Annotated in this window: 10 protein-coding genes and 1 pseudogene; 9 read left to right on the top strand and 2 right to left on the bottom strand. The window is 36.1% G+C overall.

Features of this window, described 5'->3' with window-relative positions; all coding sequences use genetic code 11:
• Nucleotides 1-76 precede the first annotated feature (76 nt).
• From AC07XN_RS10050 to AC07XN_RS10040, 3 genes are all read left to right on the top strand, one after another.
• Nucleotides 77-295, top strand: a complete 219-nt coding sequence (locus AC07XN_RS10050; protein WP_494742952.1) for a hypothetical protein — start codon at nt 77-79, stop codon at nt 293-295.
• A 352-nt stretch (nt 296-647) separates the two neighbouring features.
• Nucleotides 648-1,217, top strand: coding sequence for a Crp/Fnr family transcriptional regulator (locus AC07XN_RS10045; protein ID WP_309918101.1), 570 nt, complete (start codon nt 648-650; stop codon nt 1,215-1,217).
• Between the two features lie 76 nt (nt 1,218-1,293).
• Nucleotides 1,294-2,031, top strand: coding sequence for an SDR family NAD(P)-dependent oxidoreductase (locus tag AC07XN_RS10040; protein WP_309918098.1), 738 nt, complete (start codon nt 1,294-1,296; stop codon nt 2,029-2,031).
• Nucleotides 2,032-2,147: 116 nt separating this feature from the next.
• Here the strand turns inward: AC07XN_RS10040 and AC07XN_RS10035 are convergent, their stop codons facing one another.
• A complete protein-coding gene (locus AC07XN_RS10035) occupies nt 2,148-3,197 on the bottom strand; it encodes an acyltransferase family protein (protein ID WP_494742951.1) in 1,050 nt (349 codons plus the stop codon).
• Between the two features lie 269 nt (nt 3,198-3,466).
• Here AC07XN_RS10035 and AC07XN_RS10030 point away from each other — a divergent pair, with 269 nt between their 5' ends.
• Nucleotides 3,467-3,805, top strand: a complete 339-nt coding sequence (locus tag AC07XN_RS10030) for a zinc ribbon domain-containing protein YjdM (RefSeq protein ID WP_309918094.1) — start codon at nt 3,467-3,469, stop codon at nt 3,803-3,805.
• Nucleotides 3,806-3,853: 48 nt separating this feature from the next.
• On the opposite strand, the gene AC07XN_RS10025 is transcribed toward AC07XN_RS10030, so the two are convergent.
• Complete coding sequence (locus AC07XN_RS10025) at nt 3,854-8,014, bottom strand: hybrid sensor histidine kinase/response regulator transcription factor (protein WP_494742950.1); 4,161 nt, start codon at nt 8,012-8,014, stop codon at nt 3,854-3,856.
• A 188-nt stretch (nt 8,015-8,202) separates the two neighbouring features.
• On the opposite strand from AC07XN_RS10025, the gene AC07XN_RS10020 reads away from it, so the two are divergent.
• The 5 genes and pseudogenes from AC07XN_RS10020 to galA all read left to right on the top strand — a co-directional run bounded on the left by AC07XN_RS10020 (nt 8,203) and on the right by galA (nt 18,495).
• The gene (locus AC07XN_RS10020) at nt 8,203-11,190 is read left to right on the top strand and encodes a SusC/RagA family TonB-linked outer membrane protein (protein WP_494742949.1); all 2,988 of its coding nucleotides are present in this window, start codon (nt 8,203-8,205) and stop codon (nt 11,188-11,190) included.
• Nucleotides 11,191-11,208: 18 nt separating this feature from the next.
• Nucleotides 11,209-12,816: pseudogene (locus AC07XN_RS10015) on the top strand (RagB/SusD family nutrient uptake outer membrane protein).
• A 24-nt stretch (nt 12,817-12,840) separates the two neighbouring features.
• On the top strand, nt 12,841-13,896 hold the full coding sequence (locus AC07XN_RS10010) for a SusE domain-containing protein (protein WP_494742948.1): 1,056 nt from the start codon (nt 12,841-12,843) through the stop codon (nt 13,894-13,896).
• A 6-nt stretch (nt 13,897-13,902) separates the two neighbouring features.
• A complete protein-coding gene (locus AC07XN_RS10005) occupies nt 13,903-14,952 on the top strand; it encodes a glycoside hydrolase family 53 protein (protein WP_494742947.1) in 1,050 nt (349 codons plus the stop codon).
• A 138-nt stretch (nt 14,953-15,090) separates the two neighbouring features.
• On the top strand, nt 15,091-18,495 hold the full coding sequence (gene galA, locus AC07XN_RS10000) for a beta-galactosidase GalA (RefSeq protein WP_494742946.1): 3,405 nt from the start codon (nt 15,091-15,093) through the stop codon (nt 18,493-18,495).
• Nucleotides 18,496-18,506 lie beyond the last annotated feature (11 nt).

The raw sequence follows: 18,506 nt of genomic DNA, 5'->3' as shown, positions 1-18,506 counted from the left end.
GTTCTTTATTTTGTATTATTTACTTTTAAAAAAATAATATTATTATAGGTGTATTTTACTCTTAAAAGAAATAGATATGACAAATGAAATACTCTTAGCATCAAGAGGAGTAGCAGACTCTACTATTGCTAAAAAATTAGGTTTGAGTATCGAGTCATTGGAAAATATTTTTAATGGTCATGGCGATGAAGAGTTTCTTCAAAAGTTCAAATTGACCGAAGAAACTCTTTTAATGATAAGAAATGAAATTGGTATTCCAGGACTGAGAGGTATAATAATTTCAAGGATTATATGAAATAACTATTCCCAAAATGGTACGAATATAGCAAAACATACTTGTACTTAAAATTGTGCCTTCTTGAAACTGAAATAATAAGTAGTCTAAGTCACAATTACCTTTATAAGCAACCAAAGTATTTTTTTCTCTTAACATAATAGTCCTAAATCTTTCTTGTTATTTAGATTGTCGTTCCACTGGCTCGACAATTGAGTTGGTCACCCTAGTGGTGCAAGTATAGAAAAGCATTTATTTACTCAATATTATTTAAGCTTGGAATCATTTTATACTCATGCCATGAGTTGATATTTACCCACATTTTTTGCCAAATGGCAAATCCAGAGAAGATAACTTTGACTAACTTGCTATCATGAAAGAATTGATAGAATATTTATTGCGATTTGGAAATTTGAACCAACAGCAAATTGACTTCGTTGCTACTAAAGCGAAGGAAATAGTGCTTCACAAAGACGAATATTTTTCAGAAGCAGGTAAAATTTTTCGACACGTAGGCTTTATGTTAGAGGGTATTACTCGCGTTTGTTATTATAATAATAAAGGCGAAGAAATTACCAAATACTTTATTGAAGAAAATAATATCCTTGTAGATTTTGAGAGCTTTGATAATGAACTTCCTTCAACTGTTTATGTGCAAGCGATTACTGATTGCAGAATCATCATTTTTTCAAAAAAAGATTGGCAGGAATTACTCAACACCATTGTCGGTTGGGATGCTATTGTGCATAAAATTATTCTAAAAGCATTAATGCAAAAAGTAGAACGAAGAAGTCCTTTGGTGACTGAAGATGCTACAACACGTTATTTAAAGTTTATGGAAAGGTATCCTACTGTTGTGAACCGTATACCGCTTTCTTATATCGCTTCTTACTTAGGCATTACGCAATCTTCACTAAGCAGAATTAGAAAAAATATCCGCTAAATCGCTTTTTGCCAAATGGCAAATGATTTCATTTTTAAACGATGCAACTTGCATCATCAATTTAAAAACAACAAAAATGAAATCAGTATTAATTACAGGAGCCAACAGAAGTATTGGTTTAGAAATAGTAAAACAACTTTCGAAAAAAGATTTGTTTGTTTATTTAGGCACTCGTGACCTTGCAAAAGGAGAAGCAGTGGTAACAACACTAAAAGAAGATGGATTTCAAAACATCAAAGCCATTGCAATAGATGTTACTAATCTTGATTCGATTATTGCTGCTAAAAATAGCATCGAAAACGAGCAAGGCAAATTAGACATTTTAATCAATAACGCAGGGATAAGCGGAGATTTTCCTCAAACTGCTTCAGATACCTCCATTGAGGATATTCAAAAAGTATTTGACACCAATTTTTTTGGAGTTATTAGGGTGACACAAGTATTTTTGGAACTGCTCAAAAAATCTGATAGTCCACGGATTAGTAATATTACTTCGGGACTTGGCTCTTTGACATTACATAGCGATCCGAATTGGAAATACTACCCTTTTAAATCGGCAAGCTATGGAACGTCTAAAACTGCGTTAAACGCTTATACAGTAGTATTGGCTTTTGAGTTAAAAGACTTGTCATTTAAAGTAAATGCGATTGATCCAGGCTATACTGCCACTGATTTTAACCACCATAGTGGACCAGGAACAGTAGAAAGTGCGGCGACTTTTATCATTAAACATACATTAACAGATGAGAATGCTCCGACAGGACAGTTTTACAGCAATGACATAGAGGATGAAACAGGAATTAGTCCTTGGTAAAAAGCAATTCTTATCCTTAGCGAGTGACTTAAGTCACTCGCTAAGGATAAGAATTAGACTTGACAGCCCAACGTTTAAGTTGTTCTGAAACTTTCAGCTTAGGAATATAAAGTACTTCACTTTTTGGCTACTAAATACTTTCTAATAGGTTTATCAATAAATACCATAATGCCTGTTGCCCAAAGTACTAAAAAGCAAGTGCCTCCCACAATTACCCAAGCAATTTGAGTTATATCTGGCTTAAAATGAGACAAATAACTAGCAAAAATCCAAATAAATGCATAATGAGTCATGTAGAGTGGATACGAAAGTTCTCCAGAAAACTGACAAATCTTTTGTGTTAATGAGGATGACTGAGTGCCTGCTCCTAAAGCAATAAGCAATGGAAAGTAAAATACTACCACTAAAAGTTCAACTAGCCAATTATTAGCAAAGACGGGTATCATAAAAGCAACTACTAACATCGGAATTAAACCTATAAATCCAAGTTTATTCTCAATAATCCATCGACTTCTATTAATTAATAATCCTGCTAAAAAGGAATATGCCAAGCGTGCTCCTCCGTCCCAAAAATTGTTTTTACTCCATCCTCCCACTAAATTTCCAGCACGGTAACTTACAACACCAAGGAATACAGCCGCTAAAATTACTAGCACACTCAATAAAAGGCGACTAAGTTTATGCAATAGAAAGGCGTACAAAATATTGGCAACATATTCCCAGAACAATGACCAAGCAGGAGCATTAAAACCAAATAAGTTAAAGAAACGGTCTTCCATTAATGGAAGTGGTATTACAAAAATAGACCCTATCGCTAACAAAAATATCTTTCCAAAAGTATAATTACTAACTACGTTTGTCCATGGACTACAAAGAAAACCTATTACTCCTAATAACGTTCCTATTATTACCAAAGGGTGTAATCGAATCAATCGAGCTTTGAAAAAAGCTAACTTCCCAATCTGTTCAATTCTATCGTCGTAGGCATAGGCTATTACAAATCCTGAAAGACAAAAGAAAAAATCAACGGCTAAATGACCATGTCCAATAAAGTTTTTACTATAATCGGCATACACACATTCCGCAAAATGAAATACCACAACACATAAAGCCGCTATTCCTCTCAGTCCATCTAATACTTCAAAATGTGGTTTGTTTTTTATCATTATCTTTTGTTTGATACTTTGAGAGGACTTTATCAGTAAAATATTACTTTGAACTCTTTTCACATATTTATTCAAAGCGAAATATAAAACATCTTCAGCATTTTATTGGGGTTTTTATAGGGTTAATGCTATTATATCTTTAAAGTAATAAGAAATTTTGTCGTAGCTATTTATGATTCAGCGTTTACAAACTTATTAATGAAATATGCTTACTTTTGTAGCTTATTAAATTATCTAACTGATAAAATCATCATTATTAAATTAATTTCATGTCTGAATTTTCACCTTGCCCAAAATGTAATTGTGAGTACACTTATCCAAGTGATTCGCTATTAGTGTGTCCTGAATGCTTCTATGAATGGAATCCTGATGAAGTAGAAACCGAAGATGCGGGTTCAAAAATACTAGATTCAAATGGTAATGAGCTTAAAGACGGCGATACCGTTGTTGTCATTAAAGATTTACCTGTCAAGGGCGCTCCTAAAGCCATTAAAGCAGGGACTAAAGTAAAAAATATTCGTCTTACTGATGGCGACCATAATATTGATTGTAAAATTGATGGCTTTGGTGCAATGGCTTTAAAATCGGAATTTGTTAGAAAAGCATAATACAAACATGAGCCATCCTGAATTTTCAAGATGGCTCATGTTGTTTAATCATTTCTTCAAGTCTTTCAAAAACTGCATGGGCGTTTTACCAAATTCATTTTTAAAGGCTTTGGTAAAGTACGATTGTGTCTGAATCCCTACATTATACATTACTTCGGCAATAGGCATATTTTGTTGGGTCATTAGTTGTACCGCTTTTTTTAATCTAATACTTCTGATAAAATCACCAATCGCTTGTCCTGTTAGCTCTTTTACTTTAGTATACAATTTTGTACGACTCATGCCCATTTCTGCACAGATATAGTCTATATTCATTTCAGGGTTGCTCAGGTGTGCTTCAATCATTTGAATTAACTCTGTAAGAAACGCTTTATCTTTTTGAGAATGTGCCAACTCTACAATCTCAGTAAGTTGGTCATTACCATATTTTTCTTTTAATTTTTGTTTTTGGATAAAGATATTTTTAATAGTCAGTTCCAATAACTCTATGCTCAACGGCTTTGAAAAATAAAAATCTGCTCCAGACTCCACCCCTTCTATTTTTGATTCTGTTGCATCTTTGGCCGTAAGCATCAAAAATGGAATATGGCTAATCTCGTCATCGTCTTTCACTTTCTTACAAAATATGTTCCCATTCATTACTGGCATCATTACATCGCTAATAATCAAATCCGGGAAACATTCTTTTGCTTTTTCATATCCCAGTTGTCCGTTAATAGCCTCTAAAATATGATAATTTTTGTGAAGGGCATCTTTCAAAAATGTTCGTAATTCATCATTATCGTCAACTACCAAAATGGTGGGCTTGGCTAATGATTCTGTAGATTTTAAGGATTTTTTTTCAGGAACTTCTTCGTTGATAGGGATATCTACTTCATATTTTGAAGAGATACTTTCTAGTTTAATCAAGATATCTTTGTTTTTTATCCATCGTTCTTTTTCAGCATAATCCTCTCTTTTACAAGGTATTCCGATAATAATTTCGGTGCCTTTTTCTTTTTCACTATATACCCAAATGCTTCCTTTATGAAGTTTCGTAAGACTTTTCACAAAGGCCAAACCAATGCCCGAACCCAGATGAGCCTCAGTAGTTTTATAATATCGTTCAAATAAATTAGGGATTGATTCTTTAGAGATACCTATGCCATCATCTGAAACCCTGATATACAGATAGCTCGACCCTTTGTATTCGTGCGGTATTAATAGTTCATTGGCATATTTAGGTTGATAGTTTTCGAGCGATTCCATTACTTCTAAGGTAATGTGTTTACCATTAGCAATGTATTTAAAGGCATTACTGAGCAGGTTAATGATGATTTTTTCGAGAATCTGGCGATCAAACCATGTTTCATCCAACTGATTATTTTGAAAAACTTCAAAAGTAATTTTCTTTTCGTTTGCCAAATCACTAAATTCTTCTGAAATCTCTTTTAGAAAAGTATTTATATTTCCTTCCATGACATTCAATTTCAATACGCCTGATTCTACTTTCCTAAAATCCATTAACTCGTTGATAAGGCTAATTAACCGATTGGCATTACGGTACATTAAATCATAATAGGGATGAGCTGGCGAAGTAGGAAACTCTCTTTTTAGTTTTTCAAGAGGCCCTAATATCAACGATAATGGCGTGCGAAATTCATGAGAAATATTAGTAAAAAACTGTAGTTGTTCTTGATGGATTTCCTCCTTTTTCTGTTCTTCTAATTGTTGAATTTCAAGCGTTCTTTTAAAATTATAAAAGGCCGCTATGCCACTTAAAATAGACAAAGCTACTAAGGTTTTAAACCACCATGTAGCCCAAAAAGGTGGTGTAATGTTTACCTCTATAGTATAACCTTTCTCATTCCAAACGCCATCATTGTTGGTTGCCTTAATATGAAAAGTATAATCTCCGGGACTTACATTGGTATAAGAGGCTTTTTTCTCATTATTTACATAAATCCAATCCTTGTCCCAATTTTCTAATTTATAAGCATATTGATTGTTTTCAGAGGCGGTATAATTGAGGGCTGCAAAACCAAAAGAAAAAGTTGATTGTTTGTAGCTAAGGTCTATTGATTGAGCAAAACTAATATCTTCCTTTAAAGGGGAATCATCTCCGATATCTACTTTTTTATTGAATAGCTGAAAATCAGTAATATAAACAGGCGGTGTAAAAGTATTCGTGGTAATTTTATGGGGATAAAATGTATTAAAGCCATTCACTCCTCCAAAAAACACTTGCCCATCTCTGGTCATCAAAGAGGCATTTGCTTCAAATTCCAGTCCTTGCAATCCGTCGGCAGTATTATATTTTTTTATGCTCATTGTTTGTGGATTGAGCTGTGTAATCCCATTTGAAGTAGCAATCCACAAATTGCCTTCATCATCTTCTACGATTCCCTTGATAAATTCTGTATCAAGGTTTGCCTTTGATGTAAAAATAGAGAAAGTGTTCTGCTTTTCGTTAAAAAGGTAAAGCCCCATTTGTCCTACCCAAACTCTCCCTTTTTTATCGGTGAAAATGACCCTCAAATCTGGCTTTTTACTATCATTATTAAAGTAATGTGTGAAAGTCTGTGTGGTAGTATTCAAGCAATTCAAGCCCGCATCATCTGTTCCAATCCAGATATTACCTTTCTTATCTTCGTTAATGGAAATGATATTATTTCCTTGTAATTGTGATTGGTTATTTTTTCCATAAATAACCCGAGTAAACTTTCCAGTTTTGTGGTCAAAAAGATTCAAGCCTCCATAATAGGTGGCAATCCATAAGTTTTGTTTACTATCTTCAAATATTGTCTGAATGTAGTTTGAACTAACGCTATTTTTATCGGCTGGATTATTCAAAAAACGACTGAATGTATTTGTTGCACGGTTGTATAAGCTTAGTCCACCACCCCAAGTTGCTACCCATACATTTCCATTTGTATCTTCATTAATATCTAATACTTCATTAGAGCCAATCGTATTTTTATGAAATGGACTGTATTTGAAATGTTTGAACGATTTATCTTTTCGATTAAATAGATTCAAGCCCCCACCATCTGTCCCAATCCAGATATTACCGTAACTGTCTTCACAAAAAGCTTTAACGTCATTATAACTCAAGCTATTGATATTAGACTCTTGCCTAAATAAAGTAAATTTTTCTGTTTTGGGCATGTATAAATTTATTCCGCCACGGTGCGTACCTACCCAAAGATTTCCTTGGTTATCTTCAAAAAGAGCAGACACCGTTCGTTGCGAAAGACTATTAGGGTCTTCTGGTCGATATTGGTAATTTAAAAAACTACCAGAAACTGGATCAAAAAGATTTAAACCTCCATTAATACAACCCACCCAAATATTTTTCTTATCATCTATCAGAATTGCTTTGACTAAATTATTGGCAAGCGATTTCGCTTGAGTTTCCTGATGACTATATTGTTTGATTGTACCCAGTTGATGATTATAAATAATCAAGCCATTTCCATTAGTTCCTATCAAAAGATTACCCTGTTTGTCTTCATTAATACAATTGACGGCATATCCTTTTAGAGAAAAACTAAGATTTGCAAAAGCATCTATCTTTTGGAAAGTGCCATTGTGCGTATCAAAAAGTTGAATGCCACTTTCTGTTCCCACCCAAAGGTTATGACTACTATCTTCAAACAAGCAATTGATATGGTTATCACTAAGAGAAATATCAACATTTTGCTTTTTGCGGTAAGCGATAAAGTTTCCATCGGACGATTGCAAAAGATTTATTCCCCCACGCGTGCATATCCACAACCTTCCTTTACTATCATTTTTAATACACGTGATATAATTATCAGTAATGCTTCTAGGTTTCTGTGCATCGTGTTTAAATCTGGTGAAGGTATTTTTTCGTTCATCAAAACGATTCAATCCGTTAATTGTACCTACCCATAAAGTCTTGTCTTTGTCTTCATGAATGTAAGTAATGTAATTATCACTTATGCTTTTTTCATCATTTGGATTATTCTTAAAAACTACGATTTGATTGCCATCATACCTATTCAAGCCATCTCTTGTCCCAAACCATATAAAGCCACGGCTATCTTGATAAATACTTTCGATAGTGCTATTCGATAGTCCTTGTTCATTAGTAATGTGTTTAAATTTTAAACTGGGAATTTGGGCATAAGTCAAAAAGCCTAAACTCCAAAAAATGAATAGGTAAGTCAATGATAAAATAACGTTACGCGGAATGAATTGATGCATTAATACTGTGTCTTAATTATATAATATTTAATCTAAAATAAATCATTTTTTATGTAGAACCTCCAATTCTTCAAAATTAGAACAATAGCACCAAAATTATGATTGTTGAGATAAAAGTATGCGTAATATCCTCTCTAATTTTGACTTTTAAAATAATTAATAGTATTTTATTTATATCAAAAATTAAGATGAGAAAAAAATTATTGTACTATGTCTTGGCTATCATTAGTATTCTAACCAGTATTAATGCCTCTGCACAAGATAGAATGATAACAGGGCGAGTAGTAGAGTCATCCGAATCGGCCTTACCTGGTGTAACGATAACTGTTAAAAATAAAAAGACAGCAGCCATTACAGACGGCAAGGGGGAGTTTAAAATAATGGCATCTGTTGGAGATATCTTGATTTTTAATTCCGTTGGTTTTACCAAACTAGAATCGCCTGTTGGTCCTGCTATGGTGATGAATATTGTATTAGTACCTGCCACCACAGCTTTAGACGAAGTGGTGGTCGTTGGTTATGGAACGTCAAGGAAAAAGGATTTAACAGGAGCTGTAACCACCATAACTTCCAAGGATTTCCAAACAGGAGCAATCACCACACCCGAGCAATTAATTTCGGGCAAAGTTCCTGGGGTGTCTATCATTTCAAATAGCGGTCAGCCAGGGGCTGGAAGTACCATCAGAATCCGTGGTGGCTCGTCATTGAGTGCCAGTAATAATCCTTTGATTGTTATTGATGGCGTTCCTTTGGAAGGAGAAGGCGGAATCGCTGGGGCATCTAACCCTCTCAGCTTTATCAACCCAAATGATATTGAAACATTCACCGTTTTGAAAGATGCTTCGGCATCGGCTATTTATGGTACTAGGGCCTCAAACGGGGTAATCATTATCACCACCAAAAAAGGAAAAAGTGGTGCTTTAAGAGTGAATTTCTCTTCGGTAAACTCAACTTCAAACATTACAAAACAAGTAAGTGTATTGAGTGCCGACCAATTTCGTGCGATTGTAAACGAAAAAGGAACGGCTGCACAAAAAGCGATGCTTGGTAAGGCAAATACGAATTGGCAAGATGCTATTTACCAAACAGCATTTATGACTGATAATAACCTAAGCCTTGGGGGTGAAGTAGCCAAACTACCTTATCGTATTTCTTTGGGTTTCCAGAACCAAACGGGGGTTTTGAAAACAGATAAATTGCAAAGAACATCTTTATCAATTGCCCTAAATCCTACTTTCTTTGAGAATCACCTTAAAGTAGACATTAGCCTTAAAGGAAGTATGCAAAAGGCAAGATTTGCGGCTACTGGAGCGATTGGCTCAGCGATTAGTTTCGACCCTACTCAGCCTGTATATGCTACAGAGAATCCACAGAGATTTGGAGGATACTTTGAGTGGTTAGACAAAACAAGTGCTACTGGCTTGGTCAATTTAGCAGGCAGAAATCCTTTGGGACAATTAGAACAACGTTTTGATGAAAGTACTCCACAGAGAAGTATCGGTAATATTCAGTTAGATTATAAATTCCATTTCTTGCCTGAATTGAGAGCCAATTTAAACTTAGGTTATGATGTATCAAAAGGTACAGGAACGATTTATGTTACTGATAGTGCAGCTATTGGTTATGTAGCCAATGGCGCAGGAGGAACAAACAATACTTACAAACAAACAAAGCAAAATACACTTTTAGAGTTTTATCTGAATTATGCCAAAGAATTGAAAGACATCAAAAGTAAGTTTGATATCATGGCGGGGTATTCTTTCAATAATTATAAAACGACAAACTACAATTATGCTAGTTATAATGCTCGTGGCGTAAAATATCCAAATACCGACCCTGCTTTTCCTTTTGATACGCCAGAAAACACATTGATTTCTTTCTTCGGTCGTGCGAATTATTCTTTGAATGACCGTTATTTCTTGACAGCAACACTTCGTCGTGATGGCTCTTCTCGCTTCGCTCCTGCCAACAGATGGGGACTTTTCCCTTCCATTGCATTGGCTTGGAACATTAAGGATGAAACTTTCTTAGCGAGTAGTAAAGTAATTTCAGCCCTCAAAATAAGAACTAGCTACGGGATAACTGGTCAGCAAGATGGCATCGGGAACTATGACTATTATTCATATTTTGCCTTGAGTTCAGCAAATGCTTCTTATCAGTTTGGAGATACTTTCTATCAGGGTTATCGCCCAGGTGGCTTCTATAGCAACCGTAAATGGGAAGAAACAGCTTCTAAAAACATTGCTTTAGACTACGGCTTATTTGATAACAGGGTAAAAGGTAGTGTTGATTTTTATGTGAAAAATACGAAAGATTTACTCAATAATATTCCACAACCAGCAGGGGCAAACTTTACAGCATTTATTGTAGCCAATGTAGGATCAATGGAAAACAAAGGGGTAGAGTTTAGCATTAATACACAAATCATCAGAAAAAATAACCTCACTTGGAACCTTGATTTTAATGCTACTTATAACCAAAATACTATCACTAACCTGACGGTAGTACCACAAGACAAAAACTATCCTGGCTTTCCATCGGGTGGTATTGCAGGCGGTATTGGCGGACAGTTTGCATTTATCAATGCTGTTGGATATAGCAAAAGTACATTCAATTTGTACAAACAAGTATATGACGAAAATGGCAAACCTGTGGAAGGTGTATTTGTAGACAAAAATGGCGATGGCATTATCAATCAAGATGACCTTTATAAAGGTAAAAGTGCTGTTCCAAAAGTATTCTTGGGACTAAGTAGCTCTGTCAATTACAAAAAATGGAATCTGGGTTTTGTAATGCGTGCCTCATTTGATAACTACGTTTACAATAACAACTTTAGTCAAAGTGGCGTGTTGAGTCAGATTACAGGAAATAGTGTACTTTATAATGCATCAAGCAATTATTTAGATACACAGTTCAAAGGTAATAGTCAGCAATTATTGAGTGATTATTATATTCAGAATGCTTCGTTTGTAAGAATGGACAATGCCAATTTGAGTTATGATTTAGGTAAATTCTTGAAAAATAGTACTGCTAATTTACGCATCAATGCTAGCGTACAGAATGTCTTTGTCATCACCAAATACAAAGGTTTAGACCCTGAAGTTGCTTCTGGTATTGACAATAGTTTGTACCCTCGTCCACGTACCGTTGCTTTAGGCTTGAATCTTGACTTTTAATAAAATTCGACAGAAAAAATGAAAATAAAATATTTAAAAATAGCCATATCAAGCCTAATTATTTCTATTACAAGTGCTTGTACTGATAAGTTAGATTTATTACCCACCAATGATATTACAGCTGAAACAGTTTATAAAACACCCCTAGGCTATAAACAAGCATTGGCAAAAGTATACTCAGCCTTTGCATTGACGGGTAATACAGGAGGAACAGGAAGCCCTGATATTCCATCACAGATTATTTCTGACGAAGGAAACTCGGATTTTCTTAGATTATACTGGAATTTACAAGAGCTTACAACCGATGAAGCCTCATGGACTTGGCAAAATGATGCAGGAGTAAAAGGATTAAAGGAAATGAGCTGGTCGGCTATCAATCCTATTATCAATGGTATTTATTACCGTGCTTTCTTCCAAATCACGCTTTGTAATGATTTCATTCGCCAGTCGTCGGATGCTAATTTGAGCAAGAGAGGCATCACAGGAACAGATGCTGAAAACATTAGAAAATACAGAGCAGAAGCTAGATTTATTCGTGCTTATCAGTATTGGGCATTGATGGATTTGTTTGGAAATCCTCCATTTGTGACAGAAAACGACGCCGTAGGAGCTATTCTTCCAAAACAGATTCAACGTAAAGATTTGTTTACTTATATCGAAACAGAATTAAAAGCCATTGAAAATGATTTAGTTGCTCCTGGTCAAAACGAATACCCACGTGCTGAAAAATCTGCCGCTTGGGCATTATTAGCACGTTTGTATTTGAATGCAGAAGTATATGCAGGAACAGCTAAATATACCGAGGCGATTACTTATTGTAATAAAATAAAAGCGGGTTCTTTTTCATTGCATCCAAATTATCGTGAATTGACTTTAGCAGACAATCATTTGAATACTACTGAAAACATTTTCATGATTGCCTACGATGCTACCAACACCCAAAACTGGGGCGGAACTACTTACTTGGCACATGGCCCTGCTGCTGTACCGGGTGATATTTCTGGAACAAGTGGTAACTGGGGTGGACTTCGTCATACACAAAACTTCGTTGATTTATTTACTGACGAAACAGGTAATACAGACCAAAGAGCACAGTTTTATACCGTAGGACAAAATCGTTTGATGGCAGAACTGTATAAAGGCACTGATGGATACTCATCTAGTAAGTATCGTAATAAAACGCGCACAGGTGATAAAGCTCCCCATGCAGACCCTGCTGGAAACTGGACAGACATTGACTTCCCTTTGTTTAGATTAGGCGAAATCAACTTGATTTATGCAGAAGCCGTGTTAAGAGGTGGAACAGGGGGTGACGTAGCAACTGCTTTGACTTATATCAACCAATTGCGTACTAGAGCTTACGGTGGAAAAACCACAGGCAATATTACGGCTAGTCAGTTAACGCTCAACTTTATCTTGGATGAAAGAGGACGCGAATTGTACTATGAAGCTCATCGTAGAACAGACCTAATCAGGTAAAAAAAATACACGACTGGTGCTTATTTATGGGCTTGGAAAGGTGGCATTGCTAATGGAAGAGCTGTAGAAGATAAATACAACCTTTTCCCGATACCATCAAATGACCTATCATCCAACCCAAATCTGGTACAGAATCAAGGTTATTAATGATTTAAGAAAATAGAGACTATCATGAAAAATATATTCAGAATACTATTAATAAGCCTCATAAGCATTGGTATTTTTTCTTGTGAAAACAATGAAATAAAAACCGTTATGAGTAGTAAGGGCGAAGCACCAGTGCTAAGTTCTTCTAAAACAAGTTATGTACTTACCCCAGCAACAGCCAACGATTCTGCTGTGGCATTTACATGGAATCGTACCAATTATGGCTTTCAGGCTGCTGTCCGCTATACCTTACAAATTGCTAAAGCGGGTACTAACTTTACAGCACCCAAAGAAATAAGCTTAGGCAACACGGTGCAGTTGAAATATACCACTGCCGATTTCAATCAGTTATCAATCATCATGGGGCTTAAACCTAATGCTGTTGGTCAGTTAGAGCTAAGGGTAAAATCTTATATTTCAGATGCCGTAGCTGATATATACTCTAATGTTTTAGCTGTTTCAGTTACACCGTATCTAGTCGTGATTAATTATCCGTCTCTTTGGGTAGCAGGCGACTTTCAAGGTTGGAATCCAGCATCTGCACCAAAAATTTCTTCAAGAAATGCCAACAGTATATACGAAGGCTATGTTAATATTGTTGGCGGAACGCACCAATTCAAATATACTAGTCAGCCTGATTGGAATGGAACAAACTATGGTTGGGTAAGCAGTACTACCACAGGTAGTGATGTAGCAGGTACTTTTAGCAGTAGTGGTGGCAATTTGTTTGTGCCAGAAGACGGTTATTATTTATTGAAAGCAAACACTAATAGTAATACTTGGAGTGGTACTAAAACTACTTGGGGAATCATTGGTGATGCCGCCGCAAATGGTTGGGCAGACGACGTAAAAATGACTTACGATGCTACCAAAAATGTTTGGAAAGTAACTACAGTGCTAAAAGCTGGAGGATTGAAATTTAGAGCAAACAGTGCATGGGCAATTAATATGGGCGATACTGGGGCAGATTTAAGTTTAGAATACGATGGAGACAATATCGTTATTCCAGCGAGCTTAGCGGGAACTCGCACCATTACACTAGACTTAAAAGCAGGGAATTATACTTATACCATTGAATAAAATAACATGAATAAATTAATTAATTTTCTTTGTTGTTCTCTTTTGTTGTTGTCGTGTAGCAATACAAGCAATAACGAAGTGATTGAGCCAGTGAAAGAGACTCCGACTTCTGGTTTTGCTAAAGGCGCTGATGTAAGTTGGGTTACAGAAATGGAGGCTGCTGGAGTAAAGTTTTATAATACTTCTGGGCAAGCGATGGAATGTATGGCACTGATGAAATCATTGGGCATGAATTCTATTCGCCTCAGAGTTTGGGTAAATCCTTCGCCAGCCTACAACAATGCTGCGGATGTTGTTGCCAAGGCCATTCGTGCTAAAAACTTGGGATTACGCATCATGATTGATTTTCATTATAGCGATAATTGGGCCGACCCTGGCAAACAAACCAAACCAGCCGCTTGGACTAGTTTAGATTTGGAAGGACTAAAGTCTGCCATTGGAAAACATACTACCGACGTATTAACTGAACTAAAGAAAAATGGGATTACACCTGAGTGGGTGCAGGTAGGTAACGAAACCAATGATGGCATGTTATGGCCAACTGGAAGAGCCTCTACCAACATGAGTGCGTTTGCCCAAATGATTAACGCTGGTTATGATGGCGTAAAAGCTATTTTTCCAGATGCAAAAGTCATCGTGCATATTTCTAATGGTTATGATAACCAACTTTTCAGATGGATGTTTGATGGACTAAAAGCTAATGGAGCAAAATATGATGTTATTGGGATGTCACTGTATCCTACTTATGCTCCAGACTTTGCCACTGGTGGTTGGGCAAAAGTTAATCAACAATGTTTGACTAACATGAACGATATGATAAGTCGCTACAATAAAGAAGTAATGATTGTAGAAGTAGGTATGCCTTGGGATAGTGCAGCGGCGTGTAAGTTATTCCTAAGCGACATTATCACTAAAACAAAATCGTTAAGTAACTCAAAAGGCTTGGGCGTACTTTACTGGGAACCTCAAGCTCATAATAATTGGGTTGGCTATACGCTAGGTGCTTTTGATAATTCGGGCAAACCTACTATTGCGATGGATGCTTTTTTACCTTAATAAATAGTAAAAATGATTTTTGAGGTTGAAAATCAATTGAGATAGGTAACTATAATACCTATTGATGCTTTTTTATTTAAATTTCCTCTGTGTAAATACAGAGGAAATTTTTTAACTATTCTTACTGTTTTAATAATTATGCAAAATCACAAAGGCTTTTTATTAACAGGTTTTCTCCTGTTATTTTCTATTATATCATTTTCACAGGTTATCCCAAGGCAAAGAATCAATTTTGATAATGATTGGAAATTCCATTTAGGACATACCTCTAACCCCGAAAAAGACTTTAATTATGGTATTACCAAAGTTTTTGTAAAATCTGGTAGTGCCGAAAATTCTGCTATTGAAGCTCGTTTTAAAGATAGTACTTGGGCAAAAATCAATCTTCCACACGATTGGGCTGTTGAATTACCTTTTGCCAAATCGGAAGATTTGAACGTAGAAGCTCATGGATTTAAGCCTGTCGGTGGTTTGTTCCCAGAAACAAGCGTGGGTTGGTACAGAAAACACTTTAAAGTAGCTCCTTCTGATTCTGGTAGCCGTTTTCAAATTCAGTTTGATGGTATTTTCAGAGATGCCAATATCTGGATAAATGGCTTTTACTTAGGCAATAATAAAAGTGGTTATCTAGGAGTAGCTTATGATATTACTGATTTTATTAATTTCAAACGTGAAAATGTGATTGTTGTGCGAGCCGATGCTTCACAATATGAAGGTTGGTTTTATGAAGGTGCGGGTATCTATCGTCATGTTTGGTTAAATAAATATTCAAATTTACATATCAATACAGATGGTATTTTTGCTCATGCTAAAATACAAGATAATAAAGCGACTATTCATGTAGAAACTAGTGTAAGCAATGAAAACTTCTCTCCTACTAACTATACGTTGACATCTTATTTAATTGATAGGGCTGGGAAAATGATTGGAAAGTCTATCGACCAACCTTTATCTCAAGCGTCTCTTGAGGAAAAAACAACTAAGCAAAGCTTTACCGTTACCAATCCACGACTGTGGACTTTAGATGACCCTTATTTGCATAGCATAGTAGTAGAGCTTAAAGCGAATGGGCAACTCATAGATAAACAACGCTTTAAATTTGGTATAAGAACCATTGATGTAAAAAACAATGGCGTATTTCTGAATGGGAAATATGTAAAAATATTAGGCACAAATAACCATCAAGACCATGCAGGGATTGGTAGTGCCTTACCCGACTATTTACAATATTATCGCATCAGTTTGCTCAAAAATATGGGGTCGAATGCTTATCGAACTAGTCACCACGCTCCTACACCAGAATTATTAGAAGCTTGTGATAGTTTAGGAATGCTAGTAATGGATGAGCAACGCTTATTAAATAGTGGTGCTGAATACATGGCTCAATTTGAACGACTTTTAAAACGCGACCGAAATCATGCTTCCGTTTTTATGTGGAGTATTGGTAACGAAGAAGGCGGTATCCAGACCAATACATTTGGTAAAAGAATAGCACTGTCGCTTATCGAAAAACAAAAGCAATTAGATCCTACTCGTACTTCTACTTATGCCGCAGATTTGGCTAATGTATATCGTGGTGTAAATGAAGTAATTCCAGTAAGAGGATTCAATTATCGTCAGTTTGCTGTGGCTGACTACCATAAAGACCACCCAACACAACCTATTCTTGGTACTGAAATGGGTAGTACGGTAACAACCAGAGGAATTTATGAAACAGATTCTATCAGAGGTTATTTACCTGACCAAGATATTACTGCTCCATGGTGGGCAAGTAAAGCAGAAGAATGGTGGAAGTTGGCGGCTAACAATGATGCTTGGCTAGGTGGTTTTATCTGGACAGGCTTTGATTACCGTGGTGAACCTACACCTTTTCGCTGGCCTAATGTCAATTCTCATTTTGGCGTAATGGACGTTTGCGGTTTTCCGAAAAACATTTATTACTATTACCAAAGTTGGTGGACGGATAAGGATATTTTGCATATCTCTCCCCATTGGAACTGGCTAGGCAAAAATGACAAACCGATTGACGTTTGGGTGAATAGCAATGCTGATAACGTAGAATTGTTTTTGAATGGAAAAAGCTTAGGCAAAAAAGATATGCCTAGAAATGGTCACCTTCAATGGTCGGTGAACTATGCACCGGGCAAATTAGAAGCGATAGCCTATAAAAATAGTAAACAACTAACCGCTAAAATAGAAACCACCGGCAGACCCACCGAAGTAGTAGTTACACCCTACAAAACTACTACTTTGGCCGATGGTAAAGATGTAAGCATAATTAATATTAGCGTAGTGGATAAAGAAGGACGAGAAGTGCCTGACGCTGATAATATGATAAGATTCTCGCTAAAAGGCGATGCTAAAATCATTGGTGTGGGTAATGGCGACCCAAGTAGCCATGAACCAGATAAATGCATTGATGGCGCTTGGCAAAGAGCTTTATTCAATGGTAAATGTCAAGTGATTGTACAAGCAGGAACAAAACCCGATTTGATTAAATTTGAAGCTACAGCATCGGGACTATTTGCAGGTTCAACCGATATTGTAACGGTTGCTCCTGAAAAAGCAACCAAAATTACGATTGATAAAACTTACGAATTAAAAGGTGAAGCAGCCAAAAATCGTTCGGTTGATAAAATGATTGGTGCTGATATTTCATTCTTACCAGAATTAGAAGCTAGAAATGTGAAGTTTTCTGACAATGGTATTGAAAAGGATGCTATCCAAATTTTGAAAGAACATGGCTTCAATTATATCCGCTTACGTATTTTTAATAATCCTGCCAATGCCAATGGGTATTCTCCTAACAAAGGTTTTTGCGATTTAACACATACTAAACTAATGGCAAAGAGAGTAAAAGCAGCTGGCTTGAAACTCTTACTCGATTTCCATTATAGCGATTACTGGGCAGACCCAGGTAAACAAAATAAGCCTGCGGCTTGGAACAATTTACAATTTGCTGAAATCAAAAAATCATTGTTTGATTATACCAAGCAAGTAATGCAGGAGTTGAAAGACCAAGGAACTGTTCCTGATATGGTGCAGATAGGTAATGAAATTAACCACGGTATCGTGTGGCCTGATGGCAATGTGCAAAATCCTGATGAATTGGCTCAATTACTGAATGCAGGTACGGCTGCAGTGAAAGCTGTTGATGCGAATGTGGTAATGATGCTCCATGTAGCCTTAGGTGGTCAAAATCACGAATCGGTTAATTTTATTGATGGAATGTTGGCGAGAGGGGTTCATTTTGATGTCATTGGCGAATCGTATTATCCTAAATGGCATGGTACAACCGACGATTTAAGAGATAATTTAAGCAACCTTATCCAACGTTACAACAAAGATGTTATCGTGGTAGAGTATTCGCAGTTGAAAGAAGATGTCAATGCGATTGCTTTTAATTTGCCCAACGGCAAAGGGAAAGGTACTTGTATTTGGGAGCCTTTAAATACTTGGGAATCAATCTTTCAGAAGGATGGTAAATCAAATCAGCTTTTGGGCGTTTATGATAAACTTTCAAAGCAGTTTTTAGTCAAGTAAAAAGTTTTATT

The sequence above is a fragment of the Arcicella sp. GW458-12-2-14-TSB2 genome (genome assembly GCF_059423785.1).
Note: the sequence above shows the minus strand (reverse complement) of the source record. Positions and strands in the feature narration are given on the sequence as shown.